The 21,088-nt window shown below is 71.9% G+C and carries 17 protein-coding genes; 9 read left to right on the top strand and 8 right to left on the bottom strand.

Annotation, left to right across the window (positions count from 1 at the left end):
• Positions 1 to 60 precede the first annotated feature (60 nt).
• Complete coding sequence (gene paaN / locus OG766_RS18035; protein ID WP_266380456.1) at positions 61 to 1,737, bottom strand: phenylacetic acid degradation protein PaaN; 1,677 nt, start codon at positions 1,735 to 1,737, stop codon at positions 61 to 63.
• 124 nt (positions 1,738 to 1,861) lie between these two features.
• Between paaN and OG766_RS18040 the strand changes: the two genes are divergently transcribed.
• Entirely contained in the window at positions 1,862 to 3,412 is a 1,551-nt protein-coding gene (locus tag OG766_RS18040) for a 3-hydroxyacyl-CoA dehydrogenase (RefSeq protein ID WP_266380458.1), read from the top strand.
• Positions 3,412 to 4,008: a TetR/AcrR family transcriptional regulator gene (locus OG766_RS18045; RefSeq protein WP_266380460.1), complete on the top strand. Its 597-nt coding sequence runs from the start codon at positions 3,412 to 3,414 to the stop codon at positions 4,006 to 4,008. The genes OG766_RS18040 and OG766_RS18045 overlap by 1 nt, the downstream gene beginning before the upstream one ends.
• Positions 4,009 to 4,133: 125 nt before the next feature.
• On the opposite strand, the gene OG766_RS18050 is transcribed toward OG766_RS18045, so the two are convergent.
• The gene (locus tag OG766_RS18050) at positions 4,134 to 4,649 is read right to left on the bottom strand and encodes an Lrp/AsnC family transcriptional regulator (protein ID WP_266384238.1); all 516 of its coding nucleotides are present in this window, start codon (positions 4,647 to 4,649) and stop codon (positions 4,134 to 4,136) included.
• A 214-nt stretch (positions 4,650 to 4,863) separates the two neighbouring features.
• Between OG766_RS18050 and pdhA the strand changes: the two genes are divergently transcribed.
• The 7 genes from pdhA to OG766_RS18085 all read left to right on the top strand — a co-directional run bounded on the left by pdhA (position 4,864) and on the right by OG766_RS18085 (position 13,120).
• On the top strand, positions 4,864 to 6,024 hold the full coding sequence (gene pdhA, locus OG766_RS18055) for a pyruvate dehydrogenase (acetyl-transferring) E1 component subunit alpha (RefSeq protein WP_328727492.1): 1,161 nt from the start codon (positions 4,864 to 4,866) through the stop codon (positions 6,022 to 6,024).
• Complete coding sequence (locus tag OG766_RS18060) at positions 6,021 to 7,034, top strand: alpha-ketoacid dehydrogenase subunit beta (RefSeq protein ID WP_266380463.1); 1,014 nt, start codon at positions 6,021 to 6,023, stop codon at positions 7,032 to 7,034. Before pdhA ends, OG766_RS18060 begins: the two co-directional genes overlap by 4 nt.
• Positions 7,034 to 8,569, top strand: coding sequence for a dihydrolipoamide acetyltransferase family protein (locus OG766_RS18065; RefSeq protein ID WP_328725765.1), 1,536 nt, complete (start codon positions 7,034 to 7,036; stop codon positions 8,567 to 8,569). Before OG766_RS18060 ends, OG766_RS18065 begins: the two co-directional genes overlap by 1 nt.
• A gap of 66 nt (positions 8,570 to 8,635) precedes the next feature.
• Positions 8,636 to 9,523 carry an NTP transferase domain-containing protein gene (locus tag OG766_RS18070; protein ID WP_328725766.1) on the top strand — a complete coding sequence of 296 codons (888 nt, stop codon included), beginning with the start codon at positions 8,636 to 8,638 and terminating at the stop codon, positions 9,521 to 9,523.
• The gene (locus tag OG766_RS18075) at positions 9,523 to 11,019 is read left to right on the top strand and encodes a molybdopterin molybdotransferase MoeA (RefSeq protein ID WP_266380472.1); all 1,497 of its coding nucleotides are present in this window, start codon (positions 9,523 to 9,525) and stop codon (positions 11,017 to 11,019) included. The genes OG766_RS18070 and OG766_RS18075 overlap by 1 nt, the downstream gene beginning before the upstream one ends.
• Positions 11,016 to 12,101: a potassium channel family protein gene (locus OG766_RS18080; protein WP_358665070.1), complete on the top strand. Its 1,086-nt coding sequence runs from the start codon at positions 11,016 to 11,018 to the stop codon at positions 12,099 to 12,101. Before OG766_RS18075 ends, OG766_RS18080 begins: the two co-directional genes overlap by 4 nt.
• Before the next feature lie 26 nt (positions 12,102 to 12,127).
• Positions 12,128 to 13,120 carry an NAD(P)H-quinone oxidoreductase gene (locus OG766_RS18085; protein ID WP_266380475.1) on the top strand — a complete coding sequence of 331 codons (993 nt, stop codon included), beginning with the start codon at positions 12,128 to 12,130 and terminating at the stop codon, positions 13,118 to 13,120.
• A 110-nt stretch (positions 13,121 to 13,230) separates the two neighbouring features.
• Here the strand turns inward: OG766_RS18085 and OG766_RS18090 are convergent, their stop codons facing one another.
• The 6 genes from OG766_RS18090 to OG766_RS18115 all read right to left on the bottom strand — a co-directional run bounded on the left by OG766_RS18090 (position 13,231) and on the right by OG766_RS18115 (position 21,014).
• Positions 13,231 to 13,767 (bottom strand): bacterial proteasome activator family protein, encoded by a 537-nt coding sequence (locus OG766_RS18090; RefSeq protein ID WP_323137332.1) that lies wholly within the window; start codon positions 13,765 to 13,767, stop codon positions 13,231 to 13,233.
• 158 nt (positions 13,768 to 13,925) lie between these two features.
• On the bottom strand, positions 13,926 to 16,778 hold the full coding sequence (locus tag OG766_RS18095; RefSeq protein WP_328725767.1) for an ABC transporter permease: 2,853 nt from the start codon (positions 16,776 to 16,778) through the stop codon (positions 13,926 to 13,928).
• Positions 16,775 to 17,524: an ABC transporter ATP-binding protein gene (locus OG766_RS18100; RefSeq protein ID WP_266380484.1), complete on the bottom strand. Its 750-nt coding sequence runs from the start codon at positions 17,522 to 17,524 to the stop codon at positions 16,775 to 16,777. Before OG766_RS18100 ends, OG766_RS18095 begins: the two co-directional genes overlap by 4 nt.
• Before the next feature lie 93 nt (positions 17,525 to 17,617).
• On the bottom strand, positions 17,618 to 18,232 hold the full coding sequence (locus tag OG766_RS18105) for a PadR family transcriptional regulator (RefSeq protein ID WP_328725768.1): 615 nt from the start codon (positions 18,230 to 18,232) through the stop codon (positions 17,618 to 17,620).
• A 145-nt stretch (positions 18,233 to 18,377) separates the two neighbouring features.
• Complete coding sequence (locus OG766_RS18110; protein WP_328725769.1) at positions 18,378 to 19,157, bottom strand: hypothetical protein; 780 nt, start codon at positions 19,155 to 19,157, stop codon at positions 18,378 to 18,380.
• A gap of 189 nt (positions 19,158 to 19,346) precedes the next feature.
• Positions 19,347 to 21,014: a protein kinase domain-containing protein gene (locus OG766_RS18115; protein WP_328725770.1), complete on the bottom strand. Its 1,668-nt coding sequence runs from the start codon at positions 21,012 to 21,014 to the stop codon at positions 19,347 to 19,349.
• Positions 21,015 to 21,088 lie beyond the last annotated feature (74 nt).

Below are 21,088 nucleotides of genomic sequence, written 5' to 3' on the forward strand. Positions count from 1 at the left end.
GGGGCGGGGTGCCCGGCCCGCCCCCGGTGGGGAGCGGGCCGGACCGCCGTCCGTCGTGTGTCAGGCCTGGCGGCGGATTTCCACCATGCGGAAGCGGTTCGAGACGAAGGCGCCGTCGCACAGCGCCGCGTTCGCCGCCGGGTTGCCGCCCGAGCCGTGGAAGTCGGAGAAGGCCGCCGTCTGGTTCACATAGACCCCGCCCGTCAGGTTCAGCGAGAGCTGGGCCGACTCCTCCAGACAGACCTCCTCGACGGCCCGCTCGGCCTCCGCCGAGGTCGTGTACGCGCCGACCGTCATCGCGCCCTTCTCGCGCACCGTGCGGCGCAGCAGATCCAGCGCGTCGGTCGTCGAGTCGACCGCGACCGCGAACGACACCGGGCCGAAGCACTCGGACATGAAGGACGCCTCTTCGTCGGCCCCCTCCCAGTACTTCCGCGCCCCGTCCAGCTTCACGATCACCGGCGTACGCACCACGGCGTCCGGGAAGTCCGGATTGACGACCTCGCGCGAGGGCAGAGCCACCTCGCCCAGCGCGGCCGCCCCGTCCAGCCTGGCCCTCACATCAGGGTTGACCAGGGCACCCAGCAGCGCATTGGCCCGGGCGTCGTCGCCGAGGAGACCGCTCACGGAGGCGGCGATGTCGGCGACCACCTCGTCGTACGACTTCGGTCCGGCGTCCGTGGTGATTCCGTCCCGCGGGATCAGCAGATTCTGCGGGGTGGTGCACATCTGGCCGCTGTACAGCGACAGGGAGAAGGCCAGATTGGACAGCATTCCCTTGTAGTCGCCGGTGGAGTCGATCACCACCGTGTTGACGCCGGCCTTCTCCGTGTAGACCTGGGCCTGGCGCGCATTCGCCTCCAGCCAGTCACCGAAGGCGGTGGACCCGGTGTAATCGATGATCCTGATCTCGGGGCGGACGGCGAGCGTCTTGGCGATGCCCTCGCCCGGGCTCTCGGCGGCCAGCGCCACCAGATTCGGGTCGAAGCCCGCCTCGCTCAGCACCTCGCGGGCGATCCGGACCGTCAGCGCCAGTGGGAGGACGGCGCGCGGGTGCGGCTTGACCAGGACGGGATTGCCGGTGGCCAGCGAGGCGAACAGCCCCGGATATCCGTTCCACGTCGGGAAGGTGTTGCAGCCGATCAGCAGCGCGATCCCGCGCGGGGCGGCCGTGAAGACCTTCCGCAGCTCCAGGGGGTCACGCTTGCCCTGGGGCTTGGACCAGTCGGCGCTCTGCGGCGTGCGCGTCTGCTCTTCGTAGGCATACGTCACGGCCTCCAGGCCGCGGTCCTGGGCGTGCGGGCCGCCGGCCTGGAACGCCATCATGAAGGCCTGGCCGCTCGTGTGCATGACGGCGTGGGCGAACTCATGGGTGCGGGCGCTGATCCGCGCCAGGATCTCCAGGCAGACCAGGGCGCGCGTCTCGGGACCCGCCTCGCGCCAGGCCGCCATGCCCGCGCGCATCGCGGGCAACAGGACCTCGATGTCCGGGTGCGGATACTCGATGCCCAGCTCCGGGCCGTACGGCGAGACCTCGCCGCCGGTCCAGCCGTCGGTGCCGGGTTGGTCGAGCTCGAAGCGGGTGCCGAGCAGGGCCTGGTACGCCGCGAGGCCGTCGGCCGCACCGGTCTCGCCATAGGCCTTCGGGTGCTCGGAGTGGGGCGACCAGTACTCCCGTGAGCGAATCGCTTCGAGGGCCCGGTCGAGCGTCGGCCGGTGGGTCTCGGTCAGCTGCATGAAAGACCAACTCCTCGATGAGCTGGGCAGGGGAACGCGGACAGAGTTAGAGTAACCGAACGATCGGTCGGGACAAGGGGGGTCCGCGGAACCTGTGGATAACCCGTAGGGGAGGATCACAGCCATGACCGTCACCGATGCCGCCAGTAGCCCGAGGGGCACCAGCGGCGCCGAGGCCGTCGCCCCGAGCCGTACCGTCGCCGTCATCGGCGCAGGGACCATGGGGCAGGGCATCGCGCAGGTCGCGCTGCTCGCCGGCCACCGCGTACGCCTCTACGACGTCGCCGCCGACCAGGCGGAGGCCGGGGCGGCCACGATCCTCACCCGCCTGGAACGGCTGGTCGAGAAGGGCCGGCTGGACGAGAGCACGCGCGGCGCGGCGGCACTCCGGCTGGAGCGCGCGACCGACCTCGCGGAGCTCGCCGACAGCGCGCTCGTCGTCGAGGCCGTCGTCGAGCGGCTCTCGGTCAAGCAGGAGCTCTTCGGAGCGCTGGAGGAGATCGTCGCCGACGACTGCCTGCTCGCGACGAACACCTCCTCGCTGTCCGTCACCGCCATCGCGGGCGCCTTGCGCCTGCCCGGCCGCTTCGTGGGACTGCACTTCTTCAACCCGGCGCCACTGCTTCCGCTCGTCGAGGTCGTCAGCGGCTTCGCCACGGACGAGGACGCGGCCACGCGCGCGTACGAGACCGCCAAGGCCTGGGGGAAGACCCCCGTCCGCTGCGCCGACACCCCCGGGTTCATCGTCAACCGCATCGCCCGGCCCTTCTACGCGGAAGCGCTGCGGGTCTACGAGGAGCGCGGTGCCGACCCGGCCACCATCGACGCGGTTCTGCGCGAGTCCGGCGGCTTCAGGATGGGCCCCTTCGAGCTCACCGATCTGATCGGCCAGGATGTCAACGAGGCCGTGACCCGCTCCGTGTGGGAGTCCTTCTTCCAGGACCCGAAGTTCACGCCGTCACTCGCCCAGCGCCGCCTGGTCCAGTCGGGACGCCTCGGCCGCAAGTCCGGTCAGGGCTGGTTCCCGTACGCGGAAGGCACCGAGCGGCCCGAGCCGCACACCGCCGCTCCCGCGAAGGCCCCCGAGGCGATCACCGTGCGAGGTGACCTGGGGCCCGCCGAGCCGCTCGTCGCTCTCTTCGAGGAAGCCGGGGTCAAGGTCCGGCGCCGGGGCGGCGGCGGGTACATCCGGCTGCCCGGTGGCGGGCGGCTGTGCCTCGCGGACGGTGAGACGTCCTTCGAGTTCTACGAACAAGAGATCATCTACTTCGATCTGGCGCTCGACTACGCCGCGGCCACCCGTATCGCCGTGTCCACAGCGGCGTCGACCTCGCCGGAGAGCCTCCAGGAGGCGATCGGCCTCTTCCAGGTGACCGGCAAGCGCGTGTCCGTGATCGAGGACGTGCCGGGCATGATCGTCGCCCGCACGGTCGCGATGCTGGCGGACGTCGCCGCGGACGCGGTCGACCGGGGCGTCGCATCGGCGGAGGACGTCGACACCGCGATGAGGCTCGGTGTGAACTACCCGGCAGGCCCCCTGGAATGGGCCTCCAAGGTGGGTTTCCGGCGGATCTGCGACCTCCTGGGGGAGCTGCACGAGCGCTACCCCACGGGCCGCTACGCGCCCTCCCTCGGGACGGTCCGCCGCGGGTGCGAAGAGAACGGGGGCAGCTGATGACCACGGCCAAGAGGGACACGTACACGCCGGAGACGCTGCTGTCCGTCGCGGTTCGCGTCTTCAACGAGCGCGGCTACGACGGCACGTCCATGGAGCACCTCTCCAGGGCCGCCGGGATCTCCAAGTCGTCGATATACCACCACGTCGCGGGCAAGGAGGAGCTGCTGCGCCGTGCGGTCAGCCGTGCGCTCGACGGCCTGTTCGGGATCCTCGACGAGGCGGGTGCGACGCGCGGACGGGCGCTGGAGCGGGTCGAGTACGTGACCCGCCGCACCGTCGAGGTGCTGATGGCCGAGCTGCCCTACGTCACGCTGCTCCTGCGTGTCCGCGGCAACACCAGGACGGAGCGCTGGGCCCTGGAACGGCGCCGCGAGTTCGACCACCGCGTCGCCGATCTGCTCAAGGCGGCCGCCGCCGAGGGCGACCTCCGCGCGGACATGGACATGCGGCTGGCGACCCGGCTGCTCTTCGGCATGGTCAACTCCCTGGTGGAGTGGTACCGGCCGCAGGCCGGCACCGGCTACGACCGGGAGCAGGTGGCCGACGCGGTCGTCAGGCTCGCCTTCGACGGCCTGCGCACGGCCACCCCCTGACACGGGCGGCACTGAAACACGTGCCCGTCTGCCCGGCACGCGCCGCGTCTGCCCGGCACACGCCGCATCTTCCGAAGCGCATGCCGCCCGCCTGACGCGCGCATTCCGGCCGCACCCGGTCCCGCTCAGCGGGCCGGGTACGGATCGAGGTCCGTCTCCTCGAAGACCAGCAGGGTGCGGGTGGAGAGCACCTCGGGAATCGACTGGAGCTTGGTCAGGACCAGTTCACGCAGGGTGCGGTTGTCCGGTGTGTGGACCAGCAGCAGGACATCGAAGTCGCCGCTGACCAGCGCGATGTGGGCGGCTCCCGGGAGCGCCTGGAGCTGCTCGCGGACCGTCCGCCACGAGTTCTGCACGATCTTGAGCGTGATGTAGGCCGAGGCGCCGTGCCCGGCGCGCTCGTGGTTCACGCGCGCGCTGAAGCCGCGGATCACGCCGTCGTCGATCAGCCGGTTGATCCGGGCGTAGGCATTGGCACGGGACACATGGACCCGCTCGGCCACGGAGCGTATCGAGGCGCGGCCGTCCGTCTGGAGGATGCGGAGGATGTCCCGGTCGATCGCGTCCAGCGTGCGCGGCGGCGGGCCCTGGTCCGCGCCGGGCACGGCTTCGTAGACCGTGCGGTCCTCGTCATCGGCCATTTGTTCAGCTGTCACGTCCCCCCGCCTTTCTGCCGTGGACGACCTGCTCCTATCCCAGGCTGTGGAGAACCGTTTGTCCACAGGCTGAAGGTGCCTGTAGCCAAAATGCGCCCACGACCGAACAATCGGTAGGTGAGGCGCCTCACACTCCGCGCCCTTCATGGGTCCTTATGCCCGCTCCCACGAGGAGGTGCTCGCGTTGAAGAAGAGCAGCATCACGGTCCAGGAGCGGCCGGGTGCGGCCTACCGGCCCACCCCGCCGCCCGCCTGGAAGCCGCGCACCGACCCTGCGCCGCTGCTCCCCGACCCGGAGCCGTACCGGGTCCTCGGCACCGACGCCGCGGCCGGGGCCGACCCCCAGCTGCTTCTGCGGCTGTACGCGGAGCTGGTCCGCGGCCGCAGGTACAACGCGCAGGCGACCGCCCTCACCAAGCAGGGCAGGCTCGCCGTCTACCCGTCGAGCACCGGCCAGGAGGCCTGCGAGGTCGCCGCCGCGCTCGCCCTCGAGGAGCGCGACTGGCTCTTCCCCAGCTATCGGGACACCCTCGCGGCCGTGGCCCGCGGCCTCGACCCCGTTCAGGCGCTGACGTTGCTGCGGGGCGACTGGCACACCGGCTACGACCCGCGCGAGCACCGCATCGCACCGCTGTGCACCCCGCTCGCCACCCAGCTCCCGCACGCCGTGGGCCTGGCGCACGCCGCGCGGCTGAAGGGCGACGACGTCGTCGCGCTCGCCATGGTCGGCGACGGCGGCACCAGTGAGGGCGACTTCCACGAGGCGCTCAATTTCGCCGCCGTATGGCAGGCACCGGTCGTCTTCCTGGTGCAGAACAACGGCTTCGCGATCTCCGTCCCGCTCGCCAAGCAGACCGCCGCGCCGTCCCTCGCCCACAAGGCGGTCGGGTACGGAATGCCCGGCCGGCTCGTCGACGGCAATGACGCGGCGGCGGTCCACGAGGTGCTCACCGAGGCGGTCGGGCGGGCGCGGCGCGGCGGGGGCCCGACCTTGGTCGAGGCCGTCACGTATCGCATCGACGCGCACACCAACGCCGATGACGCCACCCGCTACCGGGGCGACAGCGAGGTCGAGGCCTGGCGTGAGCACGACCCGATCCGGCTGCTCGAGAAGGAGCTGACCGGGCGGGGACTGCTCGACGAGGACACCGTGAAGGCCGCCGGCGACGCCGCGGAGGCGATGGCGGCGAAGCTGAGGGAGCGGATGAACGCGGACCCGGTGCTCGACCCCATGGACCTGTTCGCGCATGTCTACGCCGAGCAGACCGGCCAACTGCGGGAGCAGGCCGCGCAACTGCGTGCCGAGCTGGACGCCGAGAGCGGAGAAGGCACCCACGGCGCGGAGGGTGACGCACGATGAGCACGGCAACCGCACGGCAGGCCAAGCCCGCCACGATGGCGCAGGCGCTCCAGCGCGCCATGCGCGACGCCATGGCCGAGGACCCGTCCGTCCATGTCATGGGCGAGGACGTCGGCACCCTCGGTGGCGTCTTCCGGGTCACGGACGGGCTCGCCAAGGAGTTCGGCGAGGAGCGTTGTACGGACACGCCGCTCGCCGAGGCGGGCATCCTCGGCACGGCCGTCGGCATGGCGATGTACGGGCTGCGTCCCGTCGTCGAGATGCAGTTCGACGCCTTCGCCTACCCGGCGTTCGAGCAGCTGATCAGCCATGTCGCCCGCATGCGCAACAGGACGCGCGGCGCGATGCCGATGCCGATCACCGTGCGCGTGCCCTACGGCGGCGGGATCGGCGGCGTCGAGCACCACAGCGACTCGTCCGAGGCGTACTACATGGCGACTCCGGGGCTCCATGTCGTCACGCCGGCGACGGTCGACGACGCCTACGGGCTGCTGCGGGCGGCCATCGCCTCCGACGACCCCGTGGTCTTCCTGGAGCCGAAGCGGCTCTACTGGTCGAAGGCCGACTGGTCCCCGGAGGCTCCTGCCGCCGTGGAGCCGATCGGGCGCGCGGTGGTACGACGCCAGGGGCGCAGCGCCACGCTGATCACCTACGGCCCCTCCCTGCCGGTCTGCATGGAGGCGGCCGAGGCCGCACAGGCCGAGGGCTGGGACCTGGAAGTGGTCGATCTGCGCTCGCTGGTGCCCTTCGACGACGAGACCGTGTGCGCGTCGGTGCGTCGCACGGGCCGGGCCGTCGTCGTCCATGAGGCGACGGGCTTCGGCGGACCCGGTGCGGAGATCGCCGCCCGGGTCACCGAACGCTGCTTCCACCATCTGGAAGCGCCGGTCCTGAGAGTGGCCGGTTTCGACATCCCCTATCCGCCGCCGATGCTGGAGCGACACCATCTGCCGGGTGTGGACCGGGTACTGGACGCTGTGGCGCGGCTGCAGTGGGAGGCGGAGAGCTGATGGCCCAGGTGCTCGAATTCAGGCTGCCGGACCTCGGTGAGGGCCTGACCGAGGCGGAGATCGTACGGTGGCTGGTCGCCGAGGGCGATGTCGTCGCCGTCGACCAGCCGGTCGTCGAGGTCGAGACGGCCAAGGCGATGGTCGAGGTGCCCTGCCCGTACGCGGGCGTGGTCACCGCGCGCTTCGGTGAGGAGGGCACGGAGCTGCCCGTCGGGGCGCCTCTGATCACCGTCGCCGTGGGTGCGGCGGAGCCGGGCCCCGGTGGCTCCGGGGCCTCCGAGGGCTCTGCGGCCGCCACGGAGGAGTCCTCCGGCAATGTGCTCGTCGGGTACGGCACGGGCGCACCGGCAGCGCGCCGCCGCCGGATCCGGCCGTCGGCGCTCTCGGGCGGCAGGCCCGCGGACGCGGCTGCGGGCTCCGCGCCCGGCCCGAGCCTCACGGCCGGTCCGGACCCGGCGCCCGGCATGGCACCGGAAGCCGGCTCCTTCGCGGGCCATGAGCCCGTCTGGGACAGCGCCGTGGAGAGCCCGGCACCCGACGCCCCGCGCGGCGTCGCTGCTCCGGGCATCGTCGCCCCGGCCGGGCCCGCGCCCACGCACGAAGGACCTGTGGCGGTCATTTCGCCGCTGGTGCGGCGGCTGGCCAGGGAGCACGGGGTCGATCTGCGCGAGCTGAAGGGGTCGGGGCCCGACGGGCTGATCCTGCGCGCGGACGTCGAGCACGCGGTACGGGGCCTCACGGCCGCGGCCGGGCCGCAGCGGTTGGCTCCCCAGCCGGAGACCTCCGCCGTATCCCTGTCCGCATCCGCATCCGCATCTGTGTCCGCATCCGCGCATGCCGCGGTCGCCGGTGAGCGGGTCCCGCTGCGCGGGGTGCGCGGGGCGGTCGCGGAGAAGCTGTCGCGCAGTCGCCGCGAGATCCCGGACGCGACGTGCTGGGTCGACGCGGACGCGACCGAACTCATGGCCGCGCGCAGGGCCATGAACGCGTCGGGCGGGCCGAAGATCTCGCTCCTCGCGCTGCTCGCCCGCATCTGCACGGCAGCGCTCGCCCGCTATCCCGAGCTCAACTCCACGGTCGACCTGGACGCCAGGGAGATCGTGCGGCTGCCCGAGGTGCATCTCGGCTTCGCGGCCCAGACCGACCGCGGCCTGGTCGTGCCCGTCGTGCGGGCCGCCCACGGCCGTACGGCCGAGTCGCTCACCGAGGAGTTCCAGCGGCTGACCGACAAGGCGAGGCAGGGCAGCCTGACCCCGGCGGACCTCACCGGCGGCACGTTCACGCTGAACAACTACGGCGTGTTCGGCGTCGACGGGTCCACGCCGATCATCAACCACCCGGAGGCGGCCATGCTCGGTGTCGGCCGCATCGTGCCCAAGCCATGGGTGCATCAGGGCGAACTCGCGGTCCGGCAGGTCGTACAGCTCTCGCTGACCTTCGACCACCGGGTGTGCGACGGCGGCACGGCCGGCGGCTTCCTCCGGTATGTGGCGGACTGCGTCGAGCAGCCCGCGGTACTGCTGCGCACGCTGTAGTCGTCGCGGCGGCCGCAGGGCCGCCGCACCGGTTCCGTATCGGCGGTCACGGACCATACTTCTGGGGTGACTGCCGATGCGGAATACGACGCGATCGTGCTCGCCGGAGGCGCCGCCAAGCGTCTCGGCGGGGTGGACAAGCCGGGAGTGAGCGTCGGCGGCCGGGCGCTGCTCGACCGGGTGCTGACAGCGAGCCGGGGAGCAGACCGCACCATCGTGGTCGGCGGGCGACGGGCGACCGCTCGCCAGGTGCTCTGGGCGCGCGAGAGCCCGCCCGGCGGTGGGCCGCTCGCCGCGCTCGACGCCGGGCTGCGCATGGCGGAGGCCGGGACGGTGCTCGTGCTCTCCGCCGACCTTCCGTTTCTCGACGCCGCGACCGTGCGGCGGCTCCTGGACACCCTGAGGGCGGGCGGGCGGGAAGGCGCGCTGCTCATCGACGCTGACGGACGCGACCAGCCGCTCGTCGCCTCCTACCGCGCCGAGCCGCTCCGCCGCGAGCTGGCCCTGATCGCCGCCGAGCACGGCAGTCTCACCGGGCTGCCGCTACGGCTGCTGACGGGGGAGCTCGACCTCGACCGGGTGTCCGCGGATCCCTTCACCGCGTACGACTGCGACACCTGGGAGGACATCGCCACGGCCCGGGCCCGTATCAGGGAGCATGGGAGCGTGCTGGATGAATGGATCACCGCAGTCAAGGACGAACTCGGCATCGAGCTGGATGTCGACACCGGCGCCGTGCTCGACCTGGCCCGGGACGCCGCCCATGGGGTAGCCCGGCCCGCGGCGCCGCTCACGACCTTCCTGGTCGGGTACGCGGCGGCCAAGGCGGGTGGGGACAGCGCGAAGGCCGTTGCCGAGGCCGCCCGTAAGGCCGCCGCGCTCGCCGAGCGGTGGGCCGCGGAAGCCGACGGAGCAGGAGCCGACACCGGCCGCAACGACGGGGCCGGCGGCTGATGACGGCGCAGGACCACGAACTCGGCGCTCCGGGCACCGCCGGGCAGGGCGGCGCCGAGGAGCAAGGGACGGGTTCCGTGCCCCACGGGCGACCCGGCGCCGCGGACGGCACCTCCTCGGCCGCCCCCTCGCCTTCCACCTCCTCGCCTTCCACCTCCTCGCCTTCCGGCCCCTCGCCTTCCGCCGACGACGGCGTCGAGGACGCTCTCGCGCTGGTGGGGCGGCAGCCGGCGCGGCCGGCCGACGGCCAGGACTCCCGGGCCCCCGGGCAGGACCGTCCGTCCGCGGCCCGGCACCGTGCCACGCCCTGGGAGAAGGCCCGCTCGATCGCCTCGCGCGCCGGCAGCGCCACCGCGCTCCGCACCCACCGCGAACCGCTCGATGCCTCGCTCGGCCGTGTGCTCGCCACCCCGCTGACCGCGTTCACGGATCTGCCGTCCTTCGACACCTCCGCCATGGACGGCTGGGCCGTCGCCGGCCCGGGCCCCTGGACCGTGGCGCCCGGCGACAGCGGCATCCTCGCCGGGCACGGTGAGCCTGAGCCGCTCGCCGACGGCACGGCGGTGCGCATCGCCACCGGCGCCCGTGTCCCGCCGGGCGCCACCGCGGTGATCCGCAGCGAGCACTCCCGCACGGACGGCAGCGGTCATCTCCATGCCCAGCGCCAGGTGAGCCACGGACAGGACATCCGGCCGCGCGGCCAGGAATGCCGCTCCGGCGACCAACTCCTGCCCGCCGGAGCGCTGGTGACCCCCGCCGTGCTCGGTCTCGCCGCGGCCGCCGGATACGACGAGCTGCACACCGTCGTCCGGCCGCGTGTCGAAGTGCTTGTGCTGGGCGATGAGTTGCTCACCGAAGGGCTGCCCCACGACGGGCTGATCCGCGATGCTCTCGGGCCGATGATCGGCCCTTGGCTGCGGGCCCTGGGCGCCGATGTCATCGCCACCCACCGGGTCGGTGACGACGCCGAGGCGCTGCAGCGGGCCGTCACCGCCTCCGACGCCGATCTCGTCGTCACCACGGGCGGCACGGCCGCGGGTCCCGTCGACCATGTCCATCCGATGCTGAGCAAAGCGGGTGCCGAGCTGCTGGTCGACGGGGTCGCCGTGCGACCGGGACATCCGATGCTGCTGGCCAGGCTCGCGCCCGGTCGGCATCTGGTGGGGCTCCCCGGCAACCCGCTCGCCGCGGTCTCCGGGCTGCTCACGCTCGCGGAGCCGTTGTTGCGTCAGAGGTCGGGGCAGGCAACCCCGGCCCCGTATCGCGCGTCTCTAAGGGACGAGGTCCACGGCCACCCGTATGACACTCGACTGGTGCCGGTGGTGCACCGCGGCGACAGCGTCGTACCGCTGCACTACCACGGCCCGGCCATGCTGCGGGGCGTCGCCGCTGCGGACGGTCTCGCCGTCGTGCCGCCCGGCGGGTCGGGTGCGGGCGAGGTGCTGGAGGTCCTCGATCTGCCCTGGCTGCCGACCTCCGAAGGGTGTTTCACGTGAAACTTCCCGGCCATGACGCAATGGCCCGGGAGGCCGATGAACAGTTGGCCGTCTCGCGAGTGAAGTTGCCCAAACGGGTCGTCGAGCGGCCGCTGCTGCAGGTGGGCAAGCGGCTGCTGTTGGCGCTGGTGGTGCTGTTGCTCACGGTCTTCATCGTGTGGCTGGACCGCGGCGGGTATCACGACAACGCGGACGGGAAAGTCGACTTCCTCGACTCCTTCTACTACGCCACCGTCACCCTCTCCACCACGGGGTACGGCGACATCGTTCCGCACAGCGACAGCGCGCGGCTGGTCAATGTGCTGCTGGTGACGCCGCTGCGTGTGCTCTTCCTGATCATCCTGGTCGGCACCACTCTCGAGGTCCTCACCGAGCGGACCCGGGACGAGTGGCGGCTGAACCGCTGGAGGTCCACCTTGCGTGACCACACCGTCGTCATCGGCTTCGGCACGAAGGGACGTTCCGCACTTCTGACCCTGTGCGCGACGGGTCTGAAGAAGGAACAGGTCGTCATCGTCGATCCGAGTTCCAAGGTCATCGAGGCGGCGACCGCGGACGGATTCGCGGGGGTCATCGGCGATGCGACGCGCAGTGATGTGCTGATCCGTGCCGAGCTGCAACGAGCGCGCCAGATCATCATCGCCACACAGCGCGACGACACCGCGGTCCTCGTCGCCCTCACCGCACGGCAGCTCAACCGGGGGGCGAAGATCGTCGCCGCGGTCCGGGAGGAGGAGAACGCGCCACTGCTGCGCCAGTCCGGGGCCGACGCGGTGATCACCAGTGCCAGTGCGGCGGGCCGGCTGCTCGGCCTGTCCGTACTCAGCCCCTACGCGGGCACGGTGATGGAGGACCTGATCCAGCAGGGCAGCGGTCTCGATATCGTCGAGCGTCCGGTGATAAAGAGCGAGGTCGGCAAGAACGTCCGGGACACGGACGACCTGGTGGTGAGCGTGCTGCGCGGTCACCGGCTGCTCGGGTACGACGATCCCAAGGCCAGCCCGCTGCAGCTGACGGACCGGTTGATCACCATCGTGCGGGCGTCGAACACACCGTCCTCCGGCGGCGTGGACCAGCGGTAGCGGCAGGCCGGAGTAGCCTCGCGCCCATGCATGCGATCACGATTCCCGAACCAGGTGGTCCCGAGGCGCTGGTCTGGGCGGAGGTGCCGGACGCCGAAGCCGGCGACGGGGAGGTCCTCGTCGACGTTGCCGCGAGCGCCGTCAACCGCGCGGATCTGCTGCAACGGCAGGGCTTCTACGAGCCGCCGCCCGGAGCGTCCCCCTATCCCGGGCTGGAGTGCTCGGGCCGGATCGTGGCGCTCGGCCCCGGGGTCTCCGGGTGGAGTGTCGGCGACGAGGTGTGTGCGCTGCTGGCGGGCGGCGGATACGCGGAGAAGGTGGCCGTGCCGGCGGGGCAGCTGCTGCCCGTACCGGAGGGCCTCGACCTGGTCACGGCGGCGGCGCTGCCGGAGGTGGCCTGCACGGTCTGGTCCAACGTCTTCATGGTGGCGCATCTGCGCCCCGGCGAGACGCTGCTGGTGCACGGCGGGGCGAGCGGCATCGGCACGATGGCGATCCAGCTGGCGAAGGCGGTGGGAGCGAAGGTCGCCGTCACCGCGGGCGGCCCGGAGAAGCTCGCACGGTGCGCCGAGCTGGGAGCCGACATCCTGATCGACTACCGCGAGCAGGACTTCGTGGAGGAGCTGCGGAGCGCGACGGACGGTGCCGGGGCGGACGTCATCCTCGACATCATGGGGGCGAAGTACCTCGACCGGAACGTGCGCGCACTGGCCGTGAACGGCCGCCTCGCGGTGATCGGGCTGCAGGGCGGAGTGAAGGCCGAACTGAACCTGGGAGCGCTGCTCGCGAAGCGCGCCGCGATCACGGCGACGACGCTGCGCGCGCGGCCGCTGCACGAGAAGGCGTCGATCGTGGCGGCGGTGCGTGAGCATGTGTGGCCCCTGGTCGCCGCGGGGACGGTACGGGCCGTGGTGGACAGCACCGTGCCGATGCGGGAGGCCTCCGAGGGGCACCGCGCCCTCGAGTCGGGCACGCACGTGGGCAAGGTGGTCCTGGTGTCGCCCACGGTGGGCAACTGAGCCCAGCACGGAACCGAGAACGACATGGAGCCCGGCACGCGCGTGAACTGAGCGATGTCGCACAACGGCCCCGTTCCCTCAGAGGGAACGGGGCCGTGGCACGTCCGGAGTCAGAGGTACGGACCCGAGCGGATCGCACCGTGGGCGGAGTCGTCATCCGTGGGGGCGCCCGGCGGGAGAGCGCGGCGCATCTGCTCCAGCTGAGCGCGTGCCGCCATCTGCTGGGCGAACAGCGCCGTCTGGATGCCGTGGAACAGGCCCTCGAGCCAGCCGACCAACTGTGCCTGGGCGATGCGCAGTTCCGCCTCGGAGGGCACCGCGTCATCGGTGAACGGGAGCGACAGCCGCTCCAGTTCCTCGACGAGCTCCGGGGCGAGGCCGTCCTCGAGTTCCTTCACCGAACCTCGGTGGATCTCCTTGAGCCGGACCCGGCTCGCCTCGTCGAGAGGAGCCGCCCGCACCTCCTCCAGAAGCTGCTTGATCATGCTGCCGATGCGCATGACCTTCGCAGGCTGCTCGACCATCTCCGTCACCGGGATCTCGCGGGACTCGACGTCACCTTCACCGCCGCCGAGCGCCATACCGTCCTGTCCCACGATGAGGACATGGGGGCTCTCCTGCGACCGTTCATTCCTCGGCATCTCCATGCCGTCCATTCTCTCGCACATGTGCTTCACCACACGGTGTGCCCCCGTACCGGGGTGATCCACCCTGATACGGGGGCACAGGTCCATCACGGCCGGTATCGAACCGTCCCCGGACCGTGTCGGGCGGTCCTGGGGACGGAACTCCCGCCACGAAGGGGTCAGGTCGCCTCGCGGCGGGACAGAGCCCCACGGGACCGGGTGACCAGCGCGGCGAGCAGGGCCGCGCCGAGCGGCACCGCGATCAGCAGGGCGCCCAGGGTCTCCCAGGGGACGACGATCGGGACGTCCGGCGGGGTCAGGTTTCCGCCGAAGCCCCCGTCCAGGGCCTGCTCGTACCAGGCCCTCTCCTCGCGCTCCTCGGTCAGCCGCAGCCCGATGGCAGGCAGCACGCCCGCCGCCGAGCCGAGGACCACACCCATCGCCGCGACCACACCGCACTGGAATCCGCTCAGCGTGCGACGCACGCGGGGCGGGGCACCGACGGCCGCCAGCGTCTTGAGGTCCGCCTCCGCGTCCGCCTGGGCGAGCCCGGTGGCGATACCGGCCGCGCCGATGGTGATCAGTCCGGCGAAGACGGCCAGCGCCAGCAGCACAATGCTGTTCTCGCTGGTGTAGCCCTCCTCGATGTGCAGCTCGATGCTCGCGCCGGTCCGGTCGAGCTCGCCCGACAGCTTCTGGCGCTGCTCACTGCTCGGCAGCCGGTCGGTCGAGTAGTAGGCCCCGAAGGGAACGGTGGCGATGCCGGCGGCCTTGGCCGCGGCGGGCGGCAGGATCATGCCGACCCCGTACGCGTTGGTGCCGTCCGCGACCTGGTGGGTGGAGAAGGTCTTGACCGCGCCCGGAGCCTCCTTGCCCTCTTCCCTGGCCTTGTCGGCGGCTTCCGTGTCGGTGATCAGCCGGATGCCGATCGAGCCCTTCTTGTCGAGGTTGCGCTTGTCGAAGGAGACGACCTTCCCTTCGGACAGCGCCTTCGCGGCCGCCGGGTCGTCGATCCCGAGCACGTTCAGCAGCTTCTCGTCAGCGACGAGCACCCCGCCGTCCGTGGGGGTCGCCACGCTGGACTCCTTGCAGCGCCAGTCCTTGGAGAACGCGCGGCGCTGGGCCTTGGTGAACTTCTCGGCCGGGTCCTCGCTCCCGGTGCTCCACAGCGGGCACTGGTTCGCCTTGGGGACGACGACCTCATAGCTGCCGCAGCCCTTGTCACGGCTGTACATCGCGCAGTTGACGTTTCCGACGACGGCGCGGTCCACATCGGCCCGTACGTCCACCTGCAGGTTCTTCTGCACGGCCGCGCGGGCTTGAGGCACGTCCCGTCCGCCGGCCTCGTTGACGATCAGCGACACCGCGCCGTGCGGCAGCCGTGCCTCGTACGAGGCCTCGGACTGGGCGTCCCTGCTCGCGGCGTACGTGGCCACGGCGACGGTCCCGGCGACCGCGGCGAGCACGGCGGCCACGGCCGGAGCCGTGCGGCCCCGGTTGCGTACGGCGTCACGCAGAGCGAGTCGCGGCGAGAGCGGCAGCCAGCGGCCGGTGCGGCCGAAGAGGCCGACCAACACGGGTGTCATCGCGACCACACCCAGCTCGGCGATCGCGCTTCCGGCCGCCACGAGGATGGACTGGTCGGAGAGCAGCGATCCGTACAGCGCGATCGCGGCACCGAGCAGCACGGCGATCAGGCCGACCACGGGCAGGACCCGGCTGCTGCGGCGGACGCCCCGGCGGCCGGTGAGTGAGGCGAGGACGGACTGCCGGGAGGCGGTCACGGCCGGGACGATCGCGGCCAGCAGACCCGTGAGCACCGCGAGGAGCCCGATGCCGAGCAGTTCCAGTGGCCGGATGTCGAAGCTGCCGAAGCGCTGACCCATGTAGTCCTCGAGCAGCGGGCGCAGCGCGAAGGTCAGGGCGAGACCGAGGATCGTGCCCACCACCGCGGCCGCGAAGCCGATCACCAGCCCGCCGGCCAGGACGATGGCGCGGATGTGGCGGCGGTCGCCGCCGTTGGCGCCGACCAGCCCGAGCTGGCGACGGGAGCGCCGGGCGCCGACCGCGAAGGCGGGCCCCGCCAGCAGGCAGATCTCCAGCATGGCGAGGCCGACCACGGTGCCGACCGCGGCGAGAGCCGCCACGTCGGCGGCGCCGCTGTCCCCGTAGCTCTTGGCCCAGTCCTCCTGCTGGTACAGCGGGACGTCATCGTCGGCCGGCGGGGCGAGCTGAACCGCCCGCGAAGCCACCGTCACGCCCTTGGTGTTGATCTGCTTGACCATGTTCCACGTGAAACCGCCGGGAACGCTGACCAGGTAGGTGGTGCTCGTCTCGGTGGACGGCAGGTCGTCCGCCGCCAGGGCCTTGTCGAGCGGGTCGAGCAGCGCGCCGGGAAGGGCGTTGACCTGGTCGCTCTTGAGCGCGTCGGGCAGCTCGTACGAGCCGGTGATCGTGTACTCCCGGTCGAGTCCGCGCGCCGCGAGCTTGGAGCCGACGCTCAGCCCGCTGGTCTCCAGGAAGTGGGTCGTCGCGGCCACCTCGGCCGTCTCCGTGGGGAAGCGGCCGCTGACCAGGGTCATGATGCCGGCGGCCAGCGGGTCCGACGCCTTGAGCTCACGGATCTCGGCGTTCAGCAGCCCGTGGGCGGTGCGCAGCTTGGCGGAACCGGCCGAGTCCTCCAGGGACTTCGCGCCCGCCGGGAGGACCTTCCGGACGTCGGTGTCGCCCTCGGGCCACGGCTTGTCGTCGAAGTTCCCGACCGGGGCGTAGTTGTTGGCGTCGGGGCTCTGGTAGATCGGTACGCCGCGGCTGTGGGCATCGGACATCCGGGCGTCGGCGGCGCCGAGGGTGCGCTCCAGGGCCTGTTCCGTGGAGAGCTCGGCACTGCGCAGTGTCAGATCTGCGGCGCTCACCCCGAGGATCGGCAGGGCGATCATCGCCAGGACGAGGAAGCTGCGTCCCTTGGAGCGGACGGCGTCGCGGCGGGCGATGCGGACCGCGGCGCGCCAGGAGTGGTACCAGTTCTTCACCGCTCGGCCGCCTGCCCGGTCAGCAGGGAATCCGCGTCGGTGCGTACGGTCTGGTCGACGACCGCGCCGTCGCGCAGGAACACCACCCGGTCCGCCCAGGCGGCGAAGCGCGGCTCGTGGGTGACGAGGATGCCGGCCGCCCCCGCGTCGCAGCGGGCCCGCAGCAGGGCGAGCACGGACTCACCGGTCTCGGAGTCCAGGGCACCGGTCGGCTCGTCGGCGAGCACGAGCCGGCGGTCGCCGACGAGGGCGCGGGCGATGGCCACCCGCTGCTGCTGGCCGCCGGACATCTCGTCCGGGAACCGGTCGGCGAGATGACCGAGGTCCATCTCGGTGAGGGCGGCCACGGCCTCGGCGCGGGCCTTGCGGGCGGAGGTGCCGTCGAGCTCGCGGGGCAGGGCGACGTTCTCGGCGGCGGTGAGCGCCGGGATGAGGTTGTAGTCCTGGAAGACGTACCCGATGCTGCGGCGGCGCAGGGCGGCGAGCGTCTTGCGGTCGGCGGTGGTGATGTCGGTGTTCTCGACGATCACCTGGCCCGAGGACGGGGTGTCGAGACCGCCGGCGATCGTCAGAAGCGTCGACTTGCCGGAGCCGGACGGGCCCATGACGGCGACGAGTTCACCGGGGAACACATCGAGATCGACGCCGCGCAGAGCGTGCACTTCGGTGGCACCGCTGCCGTGCACGCGGGTCAGGTTCCGCAGTTGCAGGACGGGTTGCCGGGGCTGGTGGGAGTGGCTGGACATGGGAGGTCCCCCTTGGATGTGCGCGGAGGGCGCACATGAGCGGATGTGAGAGGTGAGGTGTGCGGAAGCGGAGCCGACTCGGGTGCCGCCGGCTCAGTCGTGCCTCCGCGGGTGGCTGTGTGCGGGCGCCGGAGCCGGGGCGGGTGGGGGTGCGGACTCCGGACGCGGGGCCGCTGCTGAAGAGAGCCGGATGAGCCGGGCCTCACAGTGGTCGAGCCAGCGGGCCTCCGCCTCGGTCTGGAAGATGAGCTGTTCCAGCACGAGCAGCCAGGCGACCTCGTCCCGGTCGGCGGGCGTCGTTTCCAGTGCCTGTGCCTTCAACCGGGTGTAGTCCTGCATCGCCTTCACGGTGTGACGGCGCTGGGACTGGATGACGTTGCGGATGTCGACCGCCGTCGCGCCGACCGCCATGGCCAGCTTGATCGCCAGCTCGTCACGGGCCGGGCTGGTCCGGTCGACGGGCCGTTCGAACCACGCCTTCAGCTCGTCCCGCCCTGTGTCCGTGATGACGTAGAGCGTGTGGCCGGCTTCGTCCTCGCCGTCCTGGACGACCATGCCGTCGCGCTCCAGTCGGCTCAGGGTCGTATAGACCTGGCCGACGTTGAGCGGCCAGGTGGCTCCCGTGCGGGACTCGAACTCGGTGCGGAGCTGTGAGCCGTAGCGAGGGCCGCGTTCGAGAAGGGCGAGCAGCCCGTGGCGGATCGACATACTCAGTATGTATACCGGGTATGTCGTCGAGGGCCAACCGTCCTGAGGGGGACCTCGTGTGTACGTCGTACGGAGGATGGCCCGGCTCGAGAGGGACGGCAGGCGGTGCTCCGGCGGGGTGCGGGCGGCCTCGTCCGTGACGTAATCAGCCGCGGCGCAGCCGCAGCCCCATGTACCCGAGCCCCAGGCCCATCAGGGCGCAGCCGGCACCCAGCGTCAGCACGGGGACCTGGCGTTCGAGCGGCGGGGCCGCGGTGTGCGGGCGTCCCTGGCCCACCGCCGCGGGGGAGGCGGGTGACCGGCTCGGTGGCGCGGTCGACGTGGGTGCGGCCTCCTCGTCGCCCCGTTCCTCCTGCGCCTCTTCCCGGGCCTCCTCCTCTCCCTCTCCCTCTTCCTCTCGCGTCGACTCGTCGCCGGGGTCGTCCGCGTCATCCTGGTCGTCGTCGTGCCGCCGATCGGGCGACGTCGTCGTGCTGGGGGACGGCGCGACGGTACGGCCGGGGCGGTCGCGGCCTTCGCCGGCCTGTCGTCCCGCGAGTGACGACGTGGGGGAAGCGGAGGCTTTCCCGCTCGGTGCGCGGCCGGGCTTCTCCGCGCGCCGCAGGTCCGCGTGCGGGCGCGTGCCGTCGTTCGCCTCGTCACCCTGGCCGGGTCCGGCGGCACCGCCGACGCGCGGGGACATCGGCCCGCCGATCCCTTGGCGCCGGAAGTCGTGCGTCCGCAGGCCGTCGCCGTCGCGCCACCGGGAACCCCCGTCGTGGCGCCCGTCGCCCCATGAACCGTCGGCGTTCCCCCGCGACCCCTCGCTATCCGCCCGCGACCCCTCGCCGTCCGCCCGCGCATCCTCCGCGTAGGTCGTCCGGGGTGCGTCCGCGTACGCGTACGCCGATACCGGCACGGCCAGCACAAGTGCCGCGATGGTCATCGCACAGTGCGTGCGAAGCATCGGAGTCACGGGGTGACCCCCTCCCGAGCCAGGTCGCCGAGATATCCAACTCAGCGTCACATGGCCGGGCAATTCCGGCATCCCGGACTAAACCGCCCCGATGGGGATCGAGGCGGTGAAAGAGGAGGAGCGTCGGCCGAGGAGGGTCGGAGCGTCGGCCGAGGAGGGTTACTGGGAGTCGGCCGGGTCGCCGGTGGAGACTTCCAGGGTGAACTCGGCGTCGTCCTCCGTGATCTCCGTGCCCGCCCGCGGGTACTGCGTGAGGATCGTGCCCTCGCCGTAGACCGCCTCGTTCACGGGAGTCTCGGCCGTGACCTTCCAGCCCGCTGCCTGGATGCAGTCCTTCACCGAGGTGACGTTCTTGTACGTGAAGTCGGGCACCTCGAACTTCTCCGGGTCGCTGCCCTCGTCCGGAGCGGTGCACTCTTCCTTGTCGATGGTCTTGCCCAGGTCGGGGCCCTTGTGGCCCGCCACCGCCGAGTCGGTCGGGGACGGGTTGTCGCCGCCACCGCCACCGCCGTCGCCGTCGCCGCCGTTCAGCGACAGGGCCACGATCAGTCCGCCGATCGCCAGCAGCGCCACGGCGATCGAGCCGACGATCACCGGCATGTTCCGCCTGCCGCCGCCCGCCGACGCGGAGGGGCCGTGCTGCGGCGAGAGGTTGTACGGAGCGGGCGCCGGGGCCGGGGTCTGGTAGGCCGGGGCGGGGCTCTGCTGCGGGTAGCCGTAGCTCGGGGCGGGCGTCGACGGCCCCGGGACGGGGCCGGGGGCCGGGGTGGGCGGGCCGTACGGACCCGGCTGGTACGGCTGCTGCACACTGTGCGGCGGCGGGACCGGGGCCGACCGGTCCACCGGCGGGAACACCGCGGAACCGACACCCGCACCGCTGTTCGTCGTCGGCGCACCCTGAACGATCACCGGTGCGTGCGTCTGGCCCGCGCTCGCGACCCGCAGGCACTCGTCCCGCATGGCGGCCGCGCTCGGGAAGCGCTCGTTCGGGTTCTTCTTCAGCGCCCGCGCGACCAGGGCGTCCATCGCCGGGCTCACCGAGCGGTTGAAGGAGGACGGGGCGACCGGCTCCTCCTGGACGTGCGCGTACGCGATGGCCAGCGGGGAGTCCGCGTCGAACGGCAGCCGGCCCGTCAGCAGCTGGAAGAGCATGACGCCGACCGAGTACAGGTCGGAGCGGGCGTCGACGCCGCGCCCCAGCGCCTGCTCGGGCGACAGATACTGCGGAGTGCCGACGACCATGCCGGTCTGCGTCATCGACGTCACGCCCGACTGCATGGCGCGCGCGATACCGAAGTCCATGACCTTGACGACGCCGCGCTTCGTCATCATCACGTTGCCGGGCTTGATGTCCCGGTGGACCAGGCCCATTTCATGGCTGGTCTCCAGCGCCGCCAGCACGTCGGCGGTCACCTTCAGCGCCTTGTCGGCCGGCATCGCGCCGTACTGCCGGATGTCCTCCTGGAGCACCGAGCCGAGCGGCTTGCCCTCCACGTACTCCATGACGATGTACGGCATGACGCCGCCGTCACCGGCGGAGCCGGCGAACGCCACCGCGTCCTCGCCGGTGTCGAAGACCGACACGATGTTGGTGTGGGACAGCTTGGCGACGGCCTGGGCCTCGCGCCGGAAGCGCTCACGGAACGACTGCTCGCGACCGAGCTCCGTGTGCAGGGTCTTGATGGCGACCTGGCGGTCCAGCGCACTGTCGTACGCCAGATACACCGACGCCATACCGCCTTCGCCGAGCAGGTCGCGAAGCTGGTACCGGCCGCCCGCCACGGAACCGCCCGCGTAGCGACCGCTGTGTGCGCCGTCCTGGCTCATGACTGTGCTTCCCCCTAGGCGGCGCGCACCGTCGAGCGGTGACCGCAGTGATCCCGATTACGGCCCAAGTCTGC

Source organism: Streptomyces sp. NBC_00259 (assembly GCF_036181745.1).
In the GTDB taxonomy this organism is placed as follows: Bacteria; Actinomycetota; Actinomycetes; order Streptomycetales; family Streptomycetaceae; genus Streptomyces; species Streptomyces pratisoli.

Excerpts from the sequence above, each read along its gene's own strand:
- OG766_RS18115 (WP_328725770.1), bottom strand. The coding sequence starts at position 21,014 with ATGAGCCAGGACGGCGCACACAGCGGTCGCTACGCGGGCGGTTCCGTG.
- OG766_RS18075 (WP_266380472.1), top strand. The coding sequence starts at position 9,523 with ATGACGGCGCAGGACCACGAACTCGGCGCTCCGGGCACCGCCGGGCAG.
- OG766_RS18105 (WP_328725768.1), bottom strand. The coding sequence starts at position 18,232 with ATGTCGATCCGCCACGGGCTGCTCGCCCTTCTCGAACGCGGCCCTCGC.
- OG766_RS18090 (WP_323137332.1), bottom strand. The coding sequence starts at position 13,767 with ATGGAGATGCCGAGGAATGAACGGTCGCAGGAGAGCCCCCATGTCCTC.
- OG766_RS18050 (WP_266384238.1), bottom strand. The coding sequence starts at position 4,649 with ATGGCCGATGACGAGGACCGCACGGTCTACGAAGCCGTGCCCGGCGCG.
- OG766_RS18100 (WP_266380484.1), bottom strand. The coding sequence starts at position 17,524 with ATGTCCAGCCACTCCCACCAGCCCCGGCAACCCGTCCTGCAACTGCGG.
- paaN (WP_266380456.1), bottom strand. The coding sequence starts at position 1,737 with ATGCAGCTGACCGAGACCCACCGGCCGACGCTCGACCGGGCCCTCGAA.
- OG766_RS18110 (WP_328725769.1), bottom strand. The coding sequence starts at position 19,157 with ATGACCATCGCGGCACTTGTGCTGGCCGTGCCGGTATCGGCGTACGCG.
- OG766_RS18085 (WP_266380475.1), top strand. The coding sequence starts at position 12,128 with ATGCATGCGATCACGATTCCCGAACCAGGTGGTCCCGAGGCGCTGGTC.
- OG766_RS18065 (WP_328725765.1), top strand. The coding sequence starts at position 7,034 with ATGGCCCAGGTGCTCGAATTCAGGCTGCCGGACCTCGGTGAGGGCCTG.
- OG766_RS18045 (WP_266380460.1), top strand. The coding sequence starts at position 3,412 with ATGACCACGGCCAAGAGGGACACGTACACGCCGGAGACGCTGCTGTCC.
- OG766_RS18060 (WP_266380463.1), top strand. The coding sequence starts at position 6,021 with ATGAGCACGGCAACCGCACGGCAGGCCAAGCCCGCCACGATGGCGCAG.
- OG766_RS18040 (WP_266380458.1), top strand. The coding sequence starts at position 1,862 with ATGACCGTCACCGATGCCGCCAGTAGCCCGAGGGGCACCAGCGGCGCC.